The 21,303-nt window shown below is 65.6% G+C and carries 14 protein-coding genes; 5 read left to right on the forward strand and 9 right to left on the reverse strand.

The features are described from left to right. Window positions 1–8: 8 nt before the first annotated feature. Window positions 9–365 (reverse strand): hypothetical protein, encoded by a 357-nt coding sequence (locus ACIHA7_RS07600; protein WP_397286737.1) that lies wholly within the window; start codon window positions 363–365, stop codon window positions 9–11. Window positions 366–861: 496 nt separating this feature from the next. On the opposite strand from ACIHA7_RS07600, the gene ACIHA7_RS07605 reads away from it, so the two are divergent. Continuing rightward, the gene (locus ACIHA7_RS07605) at window positions 862–2,079 is read left to right on the forward strand and encodes a hypothetical protein (protein ID WP_397286739.1); all 1,218 of its coding nucleotides are present in this window, start codon (window positions 862–864) and stop codon (window positions 2,077–2,079) included. Window positions 2,080–2,091: 12 nt separating this feature from the next. Continuing rightward, on the forward strand, window positions 2,092–2,580 hold the full coding sequence (locus ACIHA7_RS07610; RefSeq protein WP_397286741.1) for a hypothetical protein: 489 nt from the start codon (window positions 2,092–2,094) through the stop codon (window positions 2,578–2,580). Here the strand turns inward: ACIHA7_RS07610 and ACIHA7_RS07615 are convergent. Beyond that, on the reverse strand, window positions 2,554–4,002 hold the full coding sequence (locus ACIHA7_RS07615; protein ID WP_397286743.1) for an MFS transporter: 1,449 nt from the start codon (window positions 4,000–4,002) through the stop codon (window positions 2,554–2,556). The genes ACIHA7_RS07610 and ACIHA7_RS07615 overlap by 27 nt on opposite strands. Before the next feature lie 299 nt (window positions 4,003–4,301). Then, window positions 4,302–4,898: a TetR/AcrR family transcriptional regulator gene (locus ACIHA7_RS07620; protein WP_397286745.1), complete on the reverse strand. Its 597-nt coding sequence runs from the start codon at window positions 4,896–4,898 to the stop codon at window positions 4,302–4,304. 122 nt (window positions 4,899–5,020) lie between these two features. Between ACIHA7_RS07620 and ACIHA7_RS07625 the strand changes: the two genes are divergently transcribed. Further along, window positions 5,021–5,287, forward strand: coding sequence for a F0F1 ATP synthase subunit C (locus tag ACIHA7_RS07625; RefSeq protein WP_240772232.1), 267 nt, complete (start codon window positions 5,021–5,023; stop codon window positions 5,285–5,287). 63 nt (window positions 5,288–5,350) lie between these two features. Here ACIHA7_RS07625 and ACIHA7_RS07630 read toward each other — a convergent pair whose 3' ends face one another. The 5 genes from ACIHA7_RS07630 to ACIHA7_RS07650 all read right to left on the reverse strand — a co-directional run bounded on the left by ACIHA7_RS07630 (window position 5,351) and on the right by ACIHA7_RS07650 (window position 16,628). Then, a complete protein-coding gene (locus ACIHA7_RS07630; RefSeq protein ID WP_397286747.1) occupies window positions 5,351–5,767 on the reverse strand; it encodes a hypothetical protein in 417 nt (138 codons plus the stop codon). Further along, window positions 5,764–13,425 (reverse strand): putative T7SS-secreted protein, encoded by a 7,662-nt coding sequence (locus tag ACIHA7_RS07635; RefSeq protein WP_397286749.1) that lies wholly within the window; start codon window positions 13,423–13,425, stop codon window positions 5,764–5,766. The genes ACIHA7_RS07630 and ACIHA7_RS07635 overlap by 4 nt, the downstream gene beginning before the upstream one ends. Before the next feature lie 2 nt (window positions 13,426–13,427). Next, complete coding sequence (locus ACIHA7_RS07640; RefSeq protein WP_397286751.1) at window positions 13,428–14,048, reverse strand: type VII secretion target; 621 nt, start codon at window positions 14,046–14,048, stop codon at window positions 13,428–13,430. Window positions 14,049–14,069: 21 nt separating this feature from the next. Next, window positions 14,070–14,456, reverse strand: coding sequence for a hypothetical protein (locus tag ACIHA7_RS07645; RefSeq protein ID WP_397286753.1), 387 nt, complete (start codon window positions 14,454–14,456; stop codon window positions 14,070–14,072). A 219-nt stretch (window positions 14,457–14,675) separates the two neighbouring features. Further along, window positions 14,676–16,628 (reverse strand): GMC family oxidoreductase, encoded by a 1,953-nt coding sequence (locus tag ACIHA7_RS07650; protein WP_397286755.1) that lies wholly within the window; start codon window positions 16,626–16,628, stop codon window positions 14,676–14,678. Between the two features lie 898 nt (window positions 16,629–17,526). Between ACIHA7_RS07650 and ACIHA7_RS07655 the strand changes: the two genes are divergently transcribed. After that, entirely contained in the window at window positions 17,527–18,015 is a 489-nt protein-coding gene (locus ACIHA7_RS07655; RefSeq protein WP_397286757.1) for a hypothetical protein, read from the forward strand. A gap of 135 nt (window positions 18,016–18,150) precedes the next feature. Here the strand turns inward: ACIHA7_RS07655 and ACIHA7_RS07660 are convergent, their stop codons facing one another. Continuing rightward, on the reverse strand, window positions 18,151–19,422 hold the full coding sequence (locus tag ACIHA7_RS07660) for a peptidoglycan DD-metalloendopeptidase family protein (RefSeq protein WP_397286759.1): 1,272 nt from the start codon (window positions 19,420–19,422) through the stop codon (window positions 18,151–18,153). Window positions 19,423–20,385: 963 nt separating this feature from the next. Between ACIHA7_RS07660 and ACIHA7_RS07665 the strand changes: the two genes are divergently transcribed. Beyond that, entirely contained in the window at window positions 20,386–20,967 is a 582-nt protein-coding gene (locus ACIHA7_RS07665) for a hypothetical protein (protein WP_397286761.1), read from the forward strand. The last annotated feature ends 336 nt before the right edge of the window (window positions 20,968–21,303 follow it).

The raw sequence follows: 21,303 nt of genomic DNA on the forward strand, positions 1-21,303 counted from the left end.
ACCGGTGGTCAGCTCAGGGCGAGGATGAGCGCGCCGAGCAGGGCCAGGCCGAAAGCGGTCAGAAGGGCGAGCGGCAGCGCACGGGCCAGCCCTGGCCCGAGGGTTCGTGCGAGGAGGTAGCCCGCGCCGCCACCGAGTGCCGCGAGCACGAGTCCCTCGCCTTTGACGAGGTAGTACACCGACGCCATTGCCGCGTTGCCGAACTCTTCGATGCCGCTGGCATGGTCACCGAACGGGATCGGAAACCGGTAGACCAGTCCGACGAGGGCTGCGGCAATCGGAGCGGTCAGCACGGCGGTGATCACACCCCATACCGTCACCGCACTCAGCGCGGGCACGGACGTTCGACGTTCTTCGATCTGCATGCTTGCCCACTTTCTGATCTCCGTAGCTGAATCGTAGGGTTGCCGATCTGTCGTGGGGTGTTCGACCGCGCGGGCGGGGCGGTGAATTTACAGCCTCGACGGAGTTGGCGGCGACGCCGAGCGCCGGGCATGACAACAGGTGGCGACACCGATCGCTGGGCATGACCGAAGGTGGCGGAGCGTCCAGGAACCTATTACTAAGCAAATCATGCGATTTGGCTATAAGTACGCGGTTCGGTGAGCGAAACGTACACCAGGCAATCTCTTTACTCATGCTTTACCATGGGCCGTGCAAGCAGGTTCCATCGATCGAAGGGAAGCGCCATGAACGATCTGATCAAGACCCTCGCTCAAGATGCCAACTGGGAGAAGTGGGTCGACGTGAACTCCGACTCCGGGGCCAAGGACGGCTGCATCTCCAAGGCGGGCTGCATCTCCTAGTCGCACGCCGCGGGCCGAGTCGCTTGCTCGGCTCGGCCCCGGCTGCCGGGACACCATGGCCGACACTCGTAACACGCGCTCACTTCCGCACGAGTTCGTCGAGGCGACCCGCGACATCCCGTTCTATCAGGAATGGGCGGCGGCGAACTCTTTCCCGATCATCACGAAATCCGAGCTCGCCGAGACGTTCCCGGATTCGTTCATGACCCCCCAGGTAAGTTCCGCGCTGGAGTCCGGTGCGGCGCAGTATGTCTGGTCCACCGGTACCAATCACGCTCGGATGCCGCTCATCCGACCCCCGCTGTTCCTGCTGAAGACCTATTACGCGGTGTGGCGCGATCATCCGGAGATCGGCGACACCTTCGCCGCCCAGGTGCCTCGGGTATCGGTCACTACGCGGCTCGCGACCGATCATGTGGCGCGGGTCAACGAATCCAAAGGCGGCGAGCCCGCCGACATCGCGCGGCGGTGGCTCGATGACCGGACCGTGTACGTCAATCAGGAGCTGGATCCGGCCGACTGGTCGCCGGAGGCCGTCGATCGGATGCTCGCGGAGATCAACGCGGTCCGCGCCGAAAAAGGCGGCGGCCGTTACCATCTCGACTGTTCGTCGTATCACGCGGCGTACCTGCTGCGTGCGGCGGGCGAGAGGTTCCCGCAACCGGTCAGTGCGATTCACGGTTACGAATTCACACCCCGCAATGTCCGGCGTTTCCTCGCCGAACGGCTCGGCTGCCCGGTCGTCGAGCTTTTCGGAAGCACCGAACTCGGGTACCTGTACTACGGCGACACGCAGGGCCGCTACCACTCGCACCTGGTCGACATGGAAGTCGAGCTGCAGCCGATTCCGGGCAGCCGCGGTATCCACAGCCTGGTCGTGTCGAGTATCCGCAACCCGTTCATGCCGTTGCTCCGATACAACACCGGCGACTGTGTGCACACCGGCGACGGTTCCGCCGACCCGCGGCAGATCGTGCGTTTCTGCGGCCGGGAGAAGGAACTGCTGGTCACCGACACCGCCATCACCTCGCAGGCGGAGCTCGACGACGTCATCGCCGACATCAGCCCGCAGGTGTTCGTCTACCAGCTGCGCGTCGACGGCACGCACGCCGAATTGGCCTACACCACCTTCGAGGGCGCGGCCCTCGACCGTGCGTCCGCCGACGAGCTGGCAACCGCGGCAAGCGAATTGACCGGCACGACAGTAGTCGTCGTGCACCATACCCATATTCCGATCGGCAAGTCCGGCAAGTACGCCTGGCTTGTCCGCTGAAGGAGCATGCCGATGACCGAACAAGAGATGCTCGGCGACCTGTACGACGAGACGGTTCGCTATGTGCGGGAACACAACCGGGTCGACGAGCCCACCGCCCGCGTCCAGGTTCGTGAGGCGGTGCGCTACCTGACACTCGTGTCCGCGCACCGCGACGAGCTCAGCGGTCTGTTCCTGCCCGTCGAGCAGGCGATCGACGAGGTGTGGCACTACCTCATCCTGCAGACCCGCGAATACGCCGATCTGTGCGAAAACCGGCTCCCCGGCGGCTATTTCATCCACCACCGGTCGATCTCCTACGGTGACTACGGTCGGCAGCAGCCCTCGCGTGAGATCATGATCGAGCAGTTCCTGCGCTGGATTCCGCTGTACTGCAGCAGGTTCGGCGAGTTCGACGCAGACGGTGGTAAGTGGTGGACCATGGTGCGTTTTTTGAACGAACACATGGGCCACAGCCTGCACGAGATCTCGTCGCTACAACCCGTCGACGCGCCCGGCTGATCGAAGACTTGCGGTGATCACCACCGCCGCCAACAACACCTGCACCACCAGCAGCGTCGCCATCGCCGCCTGGTGGCCGGACGCCTGAACGACCACGCCGAACACCGTCCCGAGAACCGCAGCGCCCGTGGCGATGGCGACCTGCTGCGCGGTGAGCAGCACACCGCCACCCATCCCGGCCAGCTCGGCGGGCACGAGTGAAAGCATGTGCGCGTTCATCGCGCCGAGGGTGACGCCCTGCCCGGTCCCGATCAGCAGCATCGCCACGCAGATCAGCGGCGCGTTCGCCGCAGCCACCCCGACCGCCGTGCCCGCCAACCCGACGCCTTGCACCGCCGCCCCCAACGCGATCGCCCGAACACCGAGCCGACCACGTATCCGCGGCACCGCGAACGACGAAACCAGAAACCCCAACGCCATCGGCGCGGTCAACAATCCGGCGACGACAAGGGAGTGTCCCAGCCCTTCCTGCAAGGTTTGCGGCAGGGCATAAAGGAATCCGCCCGCACCCGCGAAGAAGGGCAACATCAGGGCCAGCGCCCACCGGAGATCCGGATTGTCGAACATGCCCTCCGGCACCACGGCCGTCTTCCCTGCGGCCGCGCATCGACGCTGATGGGCCAGCCAAGCCCAGCCGATCGCGACCGTGGCTACCGCCAGCGCGATGGTCCCCGCGCCGAGGATGGTCGACATGGACAGGGTCAGGAGGAATGAGAGCACCGTCAGCGACAACAGCGCCGCGCCGCGCCCATCGATATATTGACCAACATTCGGTTCGGTATCCGGAACCAAGCGGGGCAACAAGAGCAACGCGACAACCCCGACGGGAATGTTGATCAGAAATAGCCACCGCCATGCGCCACCGCCACCCGCGAGTTCGAGCAGCGCACTACCGCCGATGAGACCGACCAGCGCGGAGATACCGCTCATGGACGAATACCAGCTGATCGCCCGTTCCCGGCGGTCGCCGGCATGCGCGGTCACCAATCCCAGCACCTGAGGCATCACGAACGCCGCCGTCGCGCCCTGCAGAATGCGGCTGCCCACCAGCACTCCGAAACTCGGTGCCCACCCGCAGAGCGCCGAGGTGATCAGGAATCCCGCCACCGATACCCGCAGCACCCGGCGACGTCCGTAACGGTCACCGACCCGCCCACCGACAATCAACAACGACCCGAACGCCGCGATATATCCGACCAGCACCAGACTCAGCAGCGCCGACCCTGGCTCGATACCGAAGTCGCGCCGGATACCGGGTAACGCCACCCCCGCGATGAAGGTGTCCATCATCGGCACGAACGCGCAAGCAAGGATCAGCACAGTTCCCGAAGTGCGCAATACTCGTTCGCCGTTCTTGCGGCCGGAAAACGGCCCGACCTGAATATTCATGCTGCGCAACACGTGCGAATATCGGCCAACCACGCGCCGAACGCTACCCGCAGCAGCGGGAGTACGCCGACAGTCCCCGGCCCGCCCGCCAGAGGGTCAGGCACGCGGGCCACGGTCGCTACGAGCAACTTCAAGTGAACTCCGGGACCACTTCTGGCAAGAGTCGTTGCAGCCCGATGATCGGATCGTTCTCTCTACCCACGGCATGCCCGAGGCGCGCAACAGCGGCGGGGGAGTCGTTCGGTGAAGGCCGCCTGGTCGACTTCTCGCGGCGGGAGGCGGCTGCCGGGCATCGGCCGCCGGAGACCGCGCGCGGGCTGAGCGAGCGACGGTCATGCCCCGAAGGCGCGGTCGAGCTGATGGTCGAGTGCGGCCAGCGCGGTTTCGGGGTCGATCCCGCCCACCATCAGGCGCATCATCAGTCCGTCGGTGAGCGAGAGCAGGATGTCGGCTTCCCGGTCGGCGTCGATGGAGGTGAGATCGCTTGTCGGACGGGCGTTGCCGATCTGTTCGGCGACGAACCCGTGCAGTGAGCGAGTGCCGTGGCGTAGCAGCTCGGCCAGCTGTGGCTCCACCACCGCGCGGGCAAAAAAGGCTATCCACATGGGCATTTCGGCTTTGGCGTGGTCGCCGATCGGCATCATCTCGACCAGGAGCGCGCGCACCAGCGAGCGAGCATCCGGCGGTTGCGGCAGGGCCGAAACCGCCTGGGTGACACGGTGTTCGATGCCCTCACTGATCGTGCCGAAGGTGAACAGCAGCATCTCGTCCTTGGTTTTGAAGTAGTGCTGCACCCGCCCCATCGATACCCCGGCCTCGGCGGCTACGTGGCGCAGGCTGACGCCTTCGAGGCCGTGCGTGGCCGCCAATCGGCAGACCGCGGCGGCGATCTGCTGGCGGCGCTCCTGATGGTCCACCTGTTTCGGCACTGGCTACTTCTCCCTTTAGCAATGCGAATGCATTGCCATAACTGGTCGACTCCGGTTACGATGCAACTGCATTGTAAAGAGTACATGGCCGAGCCTCGGGCCGGCCGACGGGAGGCACCGACATGGCATCCGATCCGGAAATGGTGAAAGCGGTGATCACCGCGGGGGCGTTCATCGGCGGAGGATTGATGATGGGCGGTGGCGCGGCCGGTGCCTGCCTGGGCGACGGCTTCGCCGGTGGTCAGCTACTCGCTGGAATCACCAGGCAGCCCGAGGCCCAAAGCCGCCTTATGACACCGTTTCTCATCACCGTCGGCTTGGTCGAAGGCACTTACTTCATCAACCTGGCGTTCATGGCGCTGATCGTCTTCGCCACACCGGGCACGTAGCCGACACCCCCGGCTCGTGCGCCGTGCGTGTGAGCAGTACACGCCGACAGTCGCATGGAGCAGTCAGCCACTGTATCGGTCGTATGCCTCGAACTCGCCGAAATCGTCCCGCAGCCAGCCCAGATCGCGCCAGGTCCCCGAGCCGTCGAGGGGACCCTCATAGACGATTTCCAGATAACTGCCGGGGTGGTCGTCGAGCCGCAGGCGGCGGCCTCGGCTGTACAGGAACATCGACACGCTGACGGCGGGCAGTCCGTCGCTGTAATGCATGCCGAGAACTCCCTCCCAGGTCACCTGGAGGGATGGACTGGACGGTTCAGGACCTCGGATGAGACAGGAAAACGCCTCCTCCATCTCGCCGGGGTCGACCACGTTCACCTGCTCGCCGAGATGAGTGGCGAGACTGTGGGCGAGGGCGTTGATCGCCGACAGCCACCGGCCCGCTGCCGGGTTGTCCTCGGCCCCATCGTCGACCGTCACTGCCAGTCGTTCCTTTCCCATTTCTCCCGGTTGGGAAACACCACTTCGTGTGCACCATCAGTGGTGCGGATCTCCACGTAATTCGGGTTGCCCGCCCAGTTGTCCACTTTGACCCCCTTCGGATTCGGAACCCGCCTGTCGATCAAACCATAGGCCGTGATGACGGAGTTCTTGTTACCCGCTTCGGTGATGACCACCGAACCCCTGTTCGGGTCTCGGGAACCTTCACGGTAATAGATGTCTACTTCGCGGGTGTAGGGCTGACCGGTGATGTGGTTCTCGCCGTGGAAGGTCCCGGAGAAGATCCGGTCAGGGTTGTTGAGAATAGACGCCTGAACCTGGGGGGTGACGCGGTGTTTCGTGTCCGCGTGCCCTTCTCTGCCCCCTGGGTAAGGGGCAGGCGCACGTTCGAGCTCTCCAGGCTGGACCTGCCTGTAGAAGTTGTCGAACCGCTCGCAGGCGCGCGGTGTCAGGCCCAGTGGATCGATGAACCTGAGCGGGTTGACGGTGTAGGCGTAAGGGTTTGGCGCGGGCGACAGGCCGAGGGGGTCGGGCGTGAGGTACTGACCGGTGTCCGGGTTGTAGTACCGGAACATGTTGTAGTGCAGCCCGGTTTCCGGGTCATGAATTTGCCCCGGGAACCGCAAAGGTGAGCTTGATTTCCCACGCCAGTTCGTCCGGCCCCAGAGGTCGGCGCTTGCGGTGGCCGCGGGCACGGCAGTACCGGGATCTATCAGTTCGGTCGGAGTGCCGACGAGGTCGGTGATGATCGCGTAGAACTCGCGGTCGATCGTGGCCGCGTCGGTGGTCTGGGTGAGTGGCGTGTGCGAGCCGGGTTGGTACTGCCAGCGAATGGTGCCACTGCTCGTGGCCTGCTCGATGAGATGGATGCCGTCCCAGTGGTAGTCGACGCGTTCGAGGACGGAGCCGTCGTGGGCGAGGTGTTGTTTGGTGGCGCGCCGCCCGAAGGCATCGTAGGTGTAGTGCCACCACTGGTTGTCAGGAGTCCAGACGTCGGTGAGTTCGTCGAAAGCGTTGTAGCGGTAGTGCCACACGTCGGGTTTGCGGGAGAGGCGCACGGTGGTTTTGCGAATCAGCCGACCGGCTGAGTCGTAGTGGTAGCGCGTTCGGCCGTCGCGAATGAGGAGGTTGTCGCGGTATTCACGGCGACCGTCGTCGCTCGGGAGGGGCAGTGCGGCGACAGGTGTCGATGTCGGCGGTGTGCTGGATACGGTGGAGTTGGTGATATTGCTGAGTGCATCGTAGGTGTAGCGCTCGGTGGGGGCGCCGTTGGTGGCGATGGCGGTGATACGACCGGCGGCGTCGAGGGTGTAGGCGCGCTGGAGCAGGTCTTGCTGCGCACGGTCGATGGTGTGTGTGGTGAGGTAACCGTCTGCGCGGTAAGTGAATTCGTCACGGCGGAGTCGATGCGGGGCGGGCCGGGCGGACAAGCCGGAACCGAGGGACAAGGCTCGGGCTGGAAAGGCGATCACCTCTTGGTGGGTCACTTGGCCCAGCGGGGTGATACCCCGGGTCACCGCCAATTCACCGACCCGCCAGCTGGTCAATCGACCGAGGGGATCGTAGTCGAAGGTGATGTCGTGGTCGTCGGCGCTGAGATGGTCCAAGCGACCGGAGACATCGTGGTGCCAGGTTGCCACGGCGCCGGAGGGCGTGGTCCGGCGAACCCGATGTCCGCGCTGATCGTACTCGAACAGCATCGGCTGCCGGGTGTCGAGCTGCTCCGAGGCCACGCTACCGACCGCGGTGTAGGCGAATTCGAGAGAGTGCGTGCGGTCAGCTCCGATGCCGTTGACGGCGGAAAGGGCACGACCGGCCGGATCGTAGGTGTAGCGGATCCACTCGTCGTCGGCGGCGACCTCGGTGACGCGACCGAGTATGTCGTAGCGGTGGTGGCGAGTTGTGCCCGTGGCCGGAGTGACCGCACCGATTCGTCCGGCTCGGTCGTAGGTGTATCGGGTTGTCGCCCCGGCGTAGTCGGTCTCGGCAATGATCCTTCCGGCACCGTCGTATTCGTAGGTCCAGGTTTGACCGATGGGGTTGTGCACGGCGGTGATGCGGCGCTCGGTGTCCCAGGTGTATCGGGTGACAGAGCCGTCGGGGTCGATGCGGGAATGCAGGAGATCGAAGTCCCCGTAGGAGAGCCGGGTGACGCCGCCCGCGCGGTCGGTGTGCGTGCGGAGGTTGCCTTCGCCGTCGTAGGCCCACGATTCGGTGTGGCCGTCGGGGTCTGTTCTGCGGAGCAGGTTTCCGGTAGGAGACCAGTCGTATCGGGTTACCGAGCCGAGTGGATCGGTGATGTGGGTCGGTCGGCCCGCGGAATCACGTCGGATGTGGGTTACGGCGCCGTCGGGCTGGGTGATCTGGGTCAGCAGACCGGCCGCGTCGACCTGCATGGTGGTGCGGGCACCGTTGGATTCGACGATGGTGGCCAGAGCGCCGTTGGGATGATAGGTGAATTCGGTACGGTTTTCGGCAGGGTCGATGACGGCGGCGAGGTCGCCGTCGGTCGTCCATTCACGACGCGAGACGGAACCGTCGGGGTAGGTTATCTTGCTGGCCCGGTGGCGCCAGACGTATTCGACCTCGGTCGAATTGCCGTCGGGGCGAACGACTTCCGTTCGGTCGCCCGCTTCGTTGTACACGTAGCGGGTGATTGCTCCACCGGGATCGGTGATGGTCAGTGGTCTGCGGTCGGCGTTGTAGTCGATGTGGGTGTGGCCGCCGGCCGGGTCGATGAGGTCGCGTAGTTGGAGTTCGCGGTCGAAACCGTGGGTGGTGGTGGCGCCGAGTGAGTCGGTGACGGTGGTGAGGCGGCCGGAGCCGTCGGGGAGTGGCAGATAGTCGTAGTCGCAGTTGAGGATTCCGGCAGTGCCGCGTTGGAAGACGACGCGGCCGGATTCGTCGTAGGTGTTGACCATCTGGTTGCCGTTGGAGTCGGTCCACGATGTCATCCGGTGTTTGGCGTCGTAGGTGTAGCGGGTTGCGCCTCCGTCGGCGTTGATCACCGCGATCAGATCCGCGTCCGTGTAGATGAACTCCATTACCGGCGTGGCGAATTCGCCGAGGTCCGGATCGTCGGTGATCAGGGAGAGGCCGGTGATACGCGCTCGATCCGAGTGGATACGGACGCGATATCCGCCTGAGTGCGAGACCTCGGTCGGTACACCGTCGGCGTCGTAGTGGAAACGGATGCGGTTGTGGTGTCGGTCGGTGATGGCGGAGACCGCGTAGTTGCCGAACTTGGCTTCGATGCCGTCCAGTCCGAGTTCGGGGGCGAAGTGCCAGATCACCTCTCGTCGTTGATCTCGCACGCGGTAGCCGCCGGCATCGGTGCGGGTCAACGACCATTGCTGGCCCTCGGTGAGCGGGTGCACCGGTACGCCGACCTCGGCGTGCGGATAGGCGAGCATCATCGCGTTCTCGCCGATGAAGGTGACGCCTGCTTCCTCGACGACGATGCGCGCGTCCAACGTGCTGGACCACGACGGGCCGAACCAGCGACCGAACCGGTAGTTCGAATGGTGCGCCCGCTGCAGGTTCAGCGGGAGGACACCGGGAAGGTCGAGATCTGTTTCGGGGAGCAGGAATTCGCCTGTACTGATGTCGACCGGGTCGGTGGAACAGGTCTTCTGCTCCGGGGTGCGGTCGGATTCCGGGCCGGAGTCGCGGGCGTGCTCGTGGGCATTGCGGTCGGCGTCGGCACGGTCCTGTGCGGTGGGGTTGTCAGGGTCGCGATCGCGGTCTGGTTGACGGTCGTCGTCCGGTTGACGGTCGCGGTCGTTATCGGGTTCGCGGTCGCGGACGGGGTGACGGTCGTTGTCTGGTTGGCGGTCGGGTTCGCGGTCGCGTTCCGGCTGGCGGTCGCGGTCTGGTTCGCGGTCGTGGTCTGGCTGGCGGTCGCGTTCCGGCTGGCGGTCGCGATCTGGCTGGCGGTCGCGTTCCGGCTGGCGGTCGCGATCCGGTTCTCGGTCGCGATCCGGGTGACGATCCCGCGGCGGGTCCTCCGGCCCGCGCGGACGGTCGTTGCGATCGGGAGAACGGTCCGGATCATGGTGTGGTGTACGCGGTTGTGTGTCACCGTCCGGTCCACGGCCGGAGGGCGGATCCGTATCCCGGTGCCCTGGTGAATCCGGGTCGGTTCGCATCGGCGGGTCGGTATCGGCACGTGGGGTGTGGTCAGGCGACGACCGCGGGTGCGTATCGGGATGTGTAGCAGTGGGTCTCGCGTCGGCGTGATTCGGGGTTGCGTGGGCGGACGGGGCCGGGTCTACGAGGCGATCACGCCGTTCGGGGGCCAGGTTTTCTCGCGTTTGGCTCGGATCATGATCTGGCCCGCCGCGGTGCGGAAGATCCCGTCCTCCGGAGTGGCCGTCTGGGCGGTGTGGTTCGTCTTGTCGATTATCAGGGTGCGGTCGAGGGTTTCCCTCGTCTCCCCGAACTGGTACTCCACCTCGTTCGGGTCGTTGCGAATCTGGTTGTAGTAGATCAGCAGGGCCATCGTTCGCTCCCCAGTGTGTGTCGTAGCGTTCGCCCGTCCGCGGCGGGATGTCGTTGGACCAGTTGTGGTTGGTGTTCGCGTGCGCGTGTGCATCCTGATAGGTCGATCCGGGATTGTTGCGCAGGTACGTGGACTCGGCGAGTTCGTGCCTGAGCAATACGATATCCGCAGGCAGTGGGCGGCCGGAGCGCAGCCGGATCCAGGCCTCGGCGATCGCCGGATCGGCGTCGAACCTGCGGTGCTCGAGGGTGCCGTCGTAGTCGACGATGGGATGTTCCTCACGGAACAGGTGTTGCTTGATCTGGTCGATGTCGGCGCGGGTGAAGGTCGAGCCGTCGGCGTGCGGGTGATCGGCGAGAACCCGGGTGATTTCGTCGATGTCGCGATCGTGCCTGCGGAAATGGTCGTAGGCGTCCTCGGCCCATTCGAAGGCCGCGAAGTCGTCGCGGGGGCGAACCGCACCACCGGAGTGCGCGAGCTCGGGATCGCGATCGTGCGGGGCGGGTTCATCGGTATGGGTGGTGTCTGGTCGGCCGTCACCGCGGTGGTCGGCCGAGGGATCCGTTTGTCGCCGTGGTGCATCCGGCTCGGTTCGCGTCGGCGGGTCGGTATGCGCGCGCGGCGGGGTGTGGTCTGGAGTTGGACGCGCGTGCGATGGCGAAGCGGATTGTGAGCGGGCTGTCGGCGACGAAGGCTGATCGGCACGGCCTGCCGGTACCGGGTCGCGGTGCGGCCGTGCTACCGGCGCTTCCGGATGGGGGCGCGTCGCGGGCGTTGGGTCTGGATTCGCGCGTGGGGCCGGCGACCGATCGGGCTGCGGCCGGGGCGCGGGTTCGGGACGGGCTGGCGCGTCGGTGTGTGGGCGCGCCGGGTCGGGCTGTGGGCGCGTTCCCGACGGGGAGTCCGATTGTGTGCGCGGCTGCGGTGTCGGGCTATCGGCATGCGGCGTCGCGCCCGGATGCCATGCGGGGCCAGGGGTGGGTGCGGTACTCGTCTCCGGCGTGGCGGCAGGCCGGGTGTCCGGTGTGGGGTCTGTGCGGACCTGCGGTGTCGCGTCGGGATCGGCGTGTGCCGTGGGAGGCCGGTCGGCCGCCGTGGTCGGCGTCGCATCCGGTCGTGTGTTCGGCGTGTGGTCGGCGTCCGTACGAACCGACTGTGGCGCATCAGAATTCGCGCGCGGAGACGCTGCCGGGTCGACTTCGGTGCGTGGGTTGGGTGTGGAGTCGATCTCGGTGCGTGGGTTGGGTGTGGAGTCGATCTCGGTGCGTGGGTTGGGTGTGGAGTCGATCTCGGTGCGTGGGTTGGGTGTGGAGTCGATCTCGGTGCGTGGGTTGGGTGTGGAGTCGACTTCGGTGCGTGGGTTGGGTGTCGAATCGACTTCGGTGCGTGGGGACGGCGCCGTGGTGTCCACCGTCGAGGCCGGGCGCATTTCCTCGGGCCGAGGATCGATGCGCGTCGGTCCGGGATCCGGGTCCGGCCCCGGCCGGGCGGCAGGTGACGGGTCGGGGTCCGTGCGCGGCGGAGGTGCGGTGTCCGTCTCCGGTCGCTGGGTGGGCGCAGTATCAGGGGAGGGTTCGGGGCGAGCGGTCGGCGAAGGGTCGGCATGCGAGGTAGGCGACGGTGTGGGGTCGGTGTGCGTGGCAGGTGTCGGATCGGGGTCTGCCTGGCGGGTCGGTGCCGGGTCGGCCTGGCGGGTGGGGGCCGGGTCGGGGGAGTTGTTCGCCGGACTGGACGACGACGGCTCCGAGCGCTGCGTGCTCGGCGGTTCGGAGGTCGAGTTGTTGCTGCCGGTGTTCTCGGTCCGCGGCGCCGGGGATTCGGGTCGGCTGCTCGCCTGGACCGGGTTGTTCTCGGGTCGGTGCCCGGTGTCGACCTGTGCGGGGCCGGGCCGCTGGGTGGTGTCCATCGACGCATGCGACGGCGTGCCGAACTGGCTGCCCGGATCCGGAGTGGACGTCGGGTTGTGCGTGGACGTATTTCGCAGGCCCCGGCCGAGATCGCCGACATTGTCGGCACCGCGAGCGAGCCGACCGGCATCGGATACCTTCCGCAGCGCGCTCAGCGCGACCTTGGCGCTGCCGCCACCGCCGGTGGCCGCGGTGAGTAGCGCGTCACCGGTCAACGCACCGAGGAATTCGAAAGGATTCTTTCTGGCGTCGGACAGTATCGCGTTGACCGTCGCGCCCGGGTCGGCGACCGCGACAACCAATCCCGTGCCCAGATTGGATAGACCGGCCGCGTACTCGGCAGGGTGGGTCAGGTTATAGATATCGGTCGGATTGACCTGACGCACGAACTGGACCAGCCCGGTCAAGCTGGTGAGCAGACCCGAGGTGAAGTTCAACGCCCCGTGTTCGAGTACCCCGCCCATATCCGAGATATTGGCCATCCAGCGGTCGGTGAACGGCGGTTCCTTGGGCGCCTTCTCGGTAGCGGCGGCGAAGGCGCTCACCGCAATGGAGGCACCGTTGTCGCGCTGGGTTCGGGCGCCGCGCAATATCTCTCGCGCCTCGTTGCGCATGCTGGTCCAAGTATCGACCAGTGTGGTCTGCGCCTGCTGTTCCCCGGTGAGCGAGTTCCACCAGTTCTTCTGCCTGCGCTCCTCCGCGTCGGCGGCCTTCCATTTGTCGATGGCGTCGGCGGCTTTGTCCTGCGCGGTCTTCACCTCGTTGTGCCAGGCCTCCATGGCCTTGGCCGCCGAGGTGAACGCGTCGGCGCAGTCGAACCACAGTTTCGGCTGCTTGTCGTAGACGGCGTTGAACGCGTCCGCGCCTTGGCCGGACCATTCGGCGGCGTCGATCTGCTTGAGCGCCTGGCCGGTGGAGTCGATGGCAGTGGCCATCTTCTGCAATGTTTCTGCGGTGGAACTGATTTCGGACGGCTCGCCGCGGATGAGTTCCTTGGGATCCTCGGTCTCGCCGAGGTCTTCCTCGTCGACGGCGCCGCCGGTGCCCGAGGCGATATTGTCGCCGAGGTCGTCGAGTCCTTCGGCGAGACCATCGAGGCCGACATATTTCGCGCCGTCAGAAAGGACGTCCAAGCCGTCGTCGATGACCTGACCGGCACCCTCGACAACTTTTTCGACGCCCTTCTCGATCGCGTCGCCGATATCGTTGACGACATCCCAGAGTCCCAAAGCTATTTGCCCTCTGCATCCTTCATGATCTTCGCCGCCTGCTCCGACGCGCCCGTGTTCCAGCCGGGTGTCTGACCGGTGAGCAGACTGCCGGTGACGGGGGAGATGTTGGCGAAGGCCTGCGGGCCGACCGCTTCGATGACTTTGAAGTTCGTCTGTATCGTCTGGTTGGCCTTCTCGAACGACTGCATGCTGTAGTCCGCGTTGCGGATGTGGTTGAACGAGTTGTCGGCGAACGTATCTCCCCACGACCGCTTGGTGATTTGTTCATCGGTCAGGTGGGGGTTGCCCGCCAGGTGCGTCCACATTTTCTTGAGCATGCCCTCGGCTTTGGCGTCCATCTCGTGATACCGCCCGGCCGCCAAACCCAACGTCTTGGCGATCGAGTTGCCCGCCTGCACCAGTGCTCGCACGCCCCAGGACCAGCGCTCGGTGAACTCCTCGAACGTCTTCTGGACCGTGTGCTTGCCCGCCTCCATCGTCGACAGGGTCAGCAGCGAGAACCCGCGACCCATATTGCCGGTTTCGCCGATGCCCATGCCCGACAGCTCACCGATGGTTGCTTGGATGCCTTTCGCGGCTTGCTGCAATACCGCAGGGTCGACTTTTACCTGCTGCGTCACGATGCCCCCTCGATTCGGTTGTTACTCGGTTACTTCGGGCGGAAATGCCATGGGGGTCGACCCGATGATGTCGACCGCGATGCCGGTGGGCTGGTCCCGCGACTCGGCGTAGTCCAGGAGACGCCAACCCGAGAGCGTGTGGTAGCGATACTCACGCTCGGGCTCGATGCCGCCCTCGGTCAGGTAACCGCGCGTCATCATGAATCGGGCGTACTCCTCGATGCTGGTGAACGCACACAGCCAATCGATGCCGCCCAGCTGCGAAATGGAGACGCGCTCCTCGTCGGTCACCGGCACGAACAGCGCCGCTTGGCGAAATGCGGCCTGCAAGGCTTCCGGCTGACCGAAACCGGCATAGAACGCGTGGATTTCACTGCGCAGAGTATCCCGGCCGTCGGTATCGGACATCCCCCGAACCTTCCCTGTGTGCACTGTCCGCTGAACGAGCTCATCAAAGTGTAAGCATGCCCGCCAGTGCACCGGCTACGCCAGCTGTTTGCTATTCCGCCCGCAGTTTCCGTGGGGCAGCCGGTCTGAGCTGGGATGCAAGACCTATCGACGGGTTGTGGCAATTTTCGGGCATTGTCGATGCCAATGGAACTGGGGGCACAGAAGCCCCATTTCCGCTCAGGTCAACCGGGCGGCCAGCCGCCGCGCGTTCATGTAGGCGATCGCCTCGATGGAGACCATCGGGTTGACGCCGGAGGCGGTGGGGAAGCAGGAGCCGTCGGCGACGACGATATTGGCGACCTCCCAGGTGGCGCCGTCGGGATCGGTGGCCGAGAGTTGCGGTGCGCCGCCCATGCGGGCCGAGCCCATGATGTGCAGGGCGCCCATCGCGCACTGCCCGGGTCCGTAGCCCGCGTCGCGGCAGGAGGCGGCGAACTCGGCGTGCGAGCCGCGGCGGCCTGGTTCGTATGCCACGCCGGTTTGATGGCCGGAGAAGATGCGGCGTGCGCCCGCCGCCTCCAGAATGCTCGCGGCGCCTTCGATTCCGGTGTGCAGATGGGCGGCGTCGTAGGCCGAGAGGCGGTAGTTGACGATCGGCTCGCCGGATTTGTCGACGGTGACGGTGCCCGCGTCGCGGTCGCGAGTGATGATGCCGATCGGGGTGGTGCGGGCGAAATCCAGCAACGTGCGACGGTGCGCGTCCGCGCCACGCCAGCCCATGAAGCCGATGGCCAGGCCGGGATGGACGGGACCCGTCTCGTAGATGACGCCGTAGCCGTTGCCGTCGAGGTCCGCGTGCTGACGGCAGATGCGCCCCTGGAGCGCGCCCTCCCAGCCGCGCAGTTCCTCGTCGAAGACGCCGAACACCGCGGCGGCCGGATGCAGGCGCAGGTGGCGGCCGATGTTCTCATTGCACAGACCGGATCGGCGCAGCAGCGCGGGAGTCTGCACCGCGCCCGCCGCGACCACGACGGCGCGGGCCCGCACCTCGATCTGCGCGCCGGACTGGGTGATCGCCGAAACGCTCTCGGCGCGGCCATTTTTCACCTCGATGCGACGGACGTTCGCGTCGATGACCAGTCGAGCGCCCGCCGTGGCGGCGTCGGCGAGCCAGGTTTTGGTGACCGACTGCTTGGCGCCGAGACGGCAGCCGTAACCGCAGGTGCCGCACTCGGTCCCGGCGTCGCAGGCGTCGGAGACGTTGCGCGGCAACGCGTTTACCTCCCAGCCGAGTGCGTGTGCTCCGCGTTCCAGCACGGCGTCGCGGGCCGACAGCGGAGAGCGCGTGTCGGTGACGGCGAGCCTGCGGCTCACCACCTCGAGGGCTTCGCCGAACTCGGCCTCGGCGAACTGTGTCGCACCGAGTTCGGCCCATTCCGCGCGGACGGCATCGGGGGTGGGCAGTGAGGTGCTCCAGTTGACCACGGTGCTCCCGCCGAGGCAGGTTCCGGCTACCAGAGTGATCTGCCCTTCGGATGAACTGGCGCCGGGGGCGTAGAGCTGTTCCAGGGCGGCAAGTTCGCCCGCGCCGAAATCCTTGTCGTCGTAGTAGTTTCCGCGTTCGAGCACGATTACGTCGAGACCGGCTTCGGCGAGCACGGCCGCAGCGGTGCCGCCGCCCGCGCCCGAGCCGACGATCACGACATCGCAGGTGAGCGTGGTGTTCTCGGTATACCGCGTCGGTGCGAGGGCCGGCTGTGGTGCGGTGCCGAGTGGTCCGGTCGGCGCCGGATAGCCGATCTCCTTCCACAGCGGGTTGGTGCCGGTAGGGCCCGGAGTCACGTTGTAGGACAACAGCGCAGCCTGTTTGAGTGCCTGGAAGATCGCGCGCACGGGGGCCAACCGCGAATCGCCGAGGCGCAGTAGTGCCCGCTCGCGCTCCTGCTGCGACAGTGTGGCGAACCGACGAGGGCCCGCGCCGAGGAGCAACCCGGTCAGGCGAGAATCCCACCACCCCAGCAGCATTGCCAGCTGCTTACGATCGGCCTCGCGCGGGCTGCGGCTCAACAGCCGGAATACGGTGTCGACCGCGCCGAGTTCGCTCGCCGGCGGCAAGGTCAACCCGTCGCCGGGAACAAAGGTATCGCAGATCATGCTCAGCGCTGCCCGCTGCGCGGCCGTAGGCTCCATGTGAAACTCCCCTTTTCCAGTGCCGGACGAGTTAAGCACGTCGACCGGACATCGCGCACTGATTGGGGTGAATGTGCAGGTGGGGACGCTGCTTTGGCGGAATGTTCATTCACTTACTGATCGGGTATCTCGACGATGCTGCTGCCGGAGCATGCATTGCGGATGTCCCGTGGGCCGGAGTGGGCCCTTCTCGCTCGGCGCGCGCGGTGAGACGGCGTGCTCGCACTGGCGGCTGCGGTTGCGCCGGCAAGTCCGAGTGATTGTGTTCAGGCACATCCTCATTGATTCAGCAATCAACTAGTTATCGACATGATGTGTGATGTGTGCAACAGTTCTTCACGTCATCTGGCGTTGCAAACGCATCGATCGGCCCCGGTGCTGACGCTGGAACCTTGGGCTGACATCTTGGGGAGATTGCCATTTCATGCGTATATATAGGCATTTGACGATCCCCTCAGTCGCCCTTCCCTCTCCTGGCGCCATCTCAATGTGTGAGTGTTGGAGTTGACGGCCGACAGCTTTATGTTACCTTCGATTCCTGTTGAAGCTACCAAGTGGAAATAGCTACACAGTCGCTGGAAGCACCGAAGAAGTCGCTTCTGCCACGCCGAGTTCGCAATGTTTGGAGTGATCTATGTCCAGAAGTACGTTGAAACCAGTTCTCGCGCTTGCCACGACGGTCGGACCACTCGCGGCCATGCTGCTTGCACCCCCCAGCGTCGCCAGTGCGGCCGTGCCGGACGCCGCGGCGGTCGCCTCAGCCGCATTCGAAGTCGACCACAATGACCCTCTGGCGGTATGGACCCCACTGCGACAGCAGCGGAACGACACTGCCGATGCCGAATCTCTCGCAACGGTGGGACGAACTGCGGTAGCCGCCGACAATCAACACTGGTCGGTGGCGAAGGCAGCACCCATAGGCGCGGGCCTGCCGGACTACCCCGCCCATGTCTTCCCCAGTGCCGAGGCCGGCGCGATCATCGGAGGCCTGACGGGCGGCGCGATCGGTGGCACCACGGGCGTCGCCTTCGGGATGGGCGTCGGATGTGTAGCGGGACTGCCGTTTCTGATCGTCGGATGTCCGGTGGGTGCCATCCTCGGCGGGACCATCGGCTTCGCGATCGGTACCACGGTCGGCTCGGTCGCGGGTGTCGTGCTCGGTGCCTCGGACGGGATCGCGCGCCAACTGCCGCCTCCGGCGCAGGCCACCGTGGCGGCGCCGCAGGATCCCGTCCCGCAGCAGGTCGCCCTCGATAGCCGAAGCACGCAGGACAGCGCGCCGATCGAGAAAGCCGGTATTGATCTGTCCGCCATCGACGCACAGATTCAGGCGGGCGTTCGACAGGTCCGCGAAGCCCTCGGTTTACCGAGTTCGGCTGCCGGTTAGTCGGTAACTCCCGCCGACGGGCTCTCCGCTCCGCAGGTCATGCGGAGCGGAGAGCCCGGTCACTACGGCGCAATCGATGAGCTTGTTGTGATCGAGTCTCCGCGTGCCACCAACGGTGCCACGCCTCGGACCAGCTCAGCCGACAGTGCCGGGTGCTGCGCTAGCGCCGGCCGAATTGCCGTTCGGCGGAGCGGATGCCTGCACCTGGGCATCGGTGCAGGTCGGAGCGACCGGGTCGTTGCTGCCGGTATCGACGAAGCCGTCGCTGATCCAGTTGCCGGTGTCGAGTTTGTTCCACAGGTCGGTGTCGCCCCATTTGCCCGCGACCACCTCGCCGCGGGTGGTGCAGGCGATGGTGACGGTGTCGCCGTCGCGTGCGGTGCCGACCACCGAGTACTTCAGTCCGGGGCCGGAGCGCAGGTTGACGGTGCCGTTCGCGTCGGGGTGGGAGCGGACGGTGCCTCCGGCGGGTGTCGAATCACTGCCGTAGTTGGTGAGCCTGCCGCCGACGTTCACGCGGACGCCGTTGCGTTCGGCATAACCGGCGTAGGCCCTGCTGCCTTCGTAGAAGGTCCAGCCGCCCAGGGTTTTGCCGTTCACCGCGACCGCGCCACCATTGGTGTTGTAGAGCGACATGTGCACATGCGCGCCGCTGGCACTGCCGCCGCAGGGCAGTTGGGTGCCGATCCTGCCGAGATAGGTGCCTGCCGCGATCTGGGTGCCGTCCTGGGCGGTGATCAGGTTGGTCATGTGGTAGTAGGTGGTGGTGTAGCCGTTGTCGTGCACGAGTTTGACTTCCGCGCTGTTGGCACGCACGCAGGTCTTGTAGACCCGGCCTGCGCGCGGGGCCAGCACTCGCCCGTCGCCGCCGTTGAAGTCGATCGAGTTGAAGGGGCGGCTGTTGCCGCTGTAGCCGTGCGGTCCGCCACCCATGTACCAGCTGTCGCCCTGCCGCCAGGGCAACGCAAGCCCGGTGTTGACGGCGCGGGTCTGCGGCGCGGTGAAGGTCTTCTTTTCGCCGCTGCTCACGACGGATTCAGGCGCGCGCTGCACCATGCCGCTGAACTCGGCGGTCCCTTCCAGACCTACCTTCCATTTGTCGCCGCTGCGTTCGGCGACATACAACGACGAGGTCGGTGCCTCGTCGGCGTTTCCGACGGGGATCGTCGCGGCGCCGAAGGCCCAGTTGCCCTGTTCGCGCATGTGGTCGATGACCGGTGCCGGAGTTCGCGCGCGATCGGACTTCCGCTGTTCGAGCAGGGTGGCGGTGACTGCTTCGTCCAATCCCGGTGGTGCGGCGGTGACCTGGGCGCTGGTCAGCGGTAGGAACATCGCCATCGCGATGCTCAGTGTCAGAATTATGCTGCGGGTAAGCCGCCTGGTGGATCTGCGTTTGTTGAATTCCATTGTCTTGCAGGCTTTCTGAGGGGTGCTTCGGGCAGTGTGGGAATGATGTTGTGCCGACCTGCAATTCGCGTATTCGAGCCGCTTGTGTGGACGCCACACAAGGCCTGCGGTCGAGCGAGAATGCCCGGTCGTGGGCATATCTCACTGTAAATCGCCGATACGCGGCGGACGCTCCCCAATGGAAGTGGGGAGTATTCCGAAACAGCTCGGCTGCTATAAGATTCGCGCACGTTTCGGCTGCTGTAGTGGTGCGTTGCCATTCGTTTGTGACTGTGGCCGAGCGCTTTTCGCGCTGAAGCAGAATTTCGCATGTTTCGTCAACGATATGCCGCCCAATCCGACAGGGCTGCTGTTACCGGACGAATGCGCCAGCTCAGCGCCCGGCGCTCGCGACAGAGCGCCTGCGCTGCCCCTCGCCGGACCGCGGGCCGCACCCGCCGCCTTGGTGGCTGCGCGTCTGCATCCAGCCGTTAAGGCTGCGGATGCAGTGCGCTCAGTGGTAGCGCCGCGATGTCGGCTGCGGGACGGGAGAGGTACAGAGCGGTGTGGAAATACCGTGCTGCTTCCTTGCGGCGCGTGTCTGCTCCCATAGCGGTCACCATCTCGATGGCGTACTGCTGCTCTGCGGTGCTGGTGAAGCGGCGTTGACGGAAGGTAGAACCCGCTGTTTCGGTGGTCAATCCATGGCGGGCCGGTCCGTCCGCGATCGACTGGTAAGCCCCGGTGCGTAGGACGAACGCGGCAACCCAGGCCGGCGCGTCGATATCGGCGAGAATCGGCCGGAATGTGCGAGGCGAAAGAAAACTGGCCCCGCCGGTGATGGTGATGAGGCGGGCGTGCCGGGCGATACGTCGTTGGGTTCAGCACGTCCAGCGTTGAGTAGCGACGACGCTGTCGTGCGCACGGTGGCGGCCGGATCAATCCGATGGCGTCGATCGCTGAGTGGGCACGATGATATCCAGTATGAGACCCGCGGTCGGAGCCGCTCTGCTGCGATGTGACGAGTGCGGCGGATATGAATACGGTGGCGCACCCGATTGTCGCCGCTGCCGGCTCCTCGTCGATGACATCATCGAGGACGAGTGGTACCACTTCTTCAGCCAGTGGCAGGGCGAGGACGAACGCGACGTCGCCCGGCTGATAGCCGCCGAACCCGACCGGCACGACTGGCGAATCGTCGACGCCGCGCTCGACCGAATCGTCTGCGACGAGTGCGGCAGCCGCCTGAGCCGCGGTCCGATGAACTGCTCCGCCTGCAACCTCGCGCATGGATTTCGCTACGCCGCAATCGAATCCGACCGGCCAGGCGTCCCGCCAGGCAACGAACATGCGATCCGCGTCAACATCTCGGTAGTCCGCAGGCCACAGCTGACATCAGCACAAGAACTACTGGCCCGCCGCCTCTTCCTCCCCGCGCTCTTGGTCGGCTTTCTGCCCACCACTGCGCAAGCCCAGCGGATCAGCACAATGATCAAGTCGGACCCGGCCCCACAACAAGCCAGCGCGTTGGTAGACGACTGGTTCCGCAATCAGCGGAAACCGTGAACGCACGGCTGAGTTGTCAGCCCACTCGCCCCCGATTTCCCGCTGTTCGCCGAGTAGCGCAAGTGCTGTCCGGCGCGCAGACCCGCGCTGTTATCCGTGCCGAGAGTGCATGACTCGGGGTCGAATTCGAGTGAATTCGCCGAAAAGCCGGACGGGATAACCCCGCATCTGGTACAACATCGCCGATGGTGGCTGCCAGCGGTGGGGTTGGTCCGGTGGTGGGTCTCGCCGGGTCGGTGGGTGTCGGTGTGGGATGGTTGCGGGTCGCGAGGTAGTGGTTTCGGACTCGGGCGGCGAGTCCGGTCCAGCCGCGGGCAGTGTTGGTTGATCGTGCGT

Source organism: Nocardia sp. NPDC052316, from assembly GCF_044547795.1.
GTDB lineage: Bacteria > Actinomycetota > Actinomycetes > Mycobacteriales > Mycobacteriaceae > Nocardia.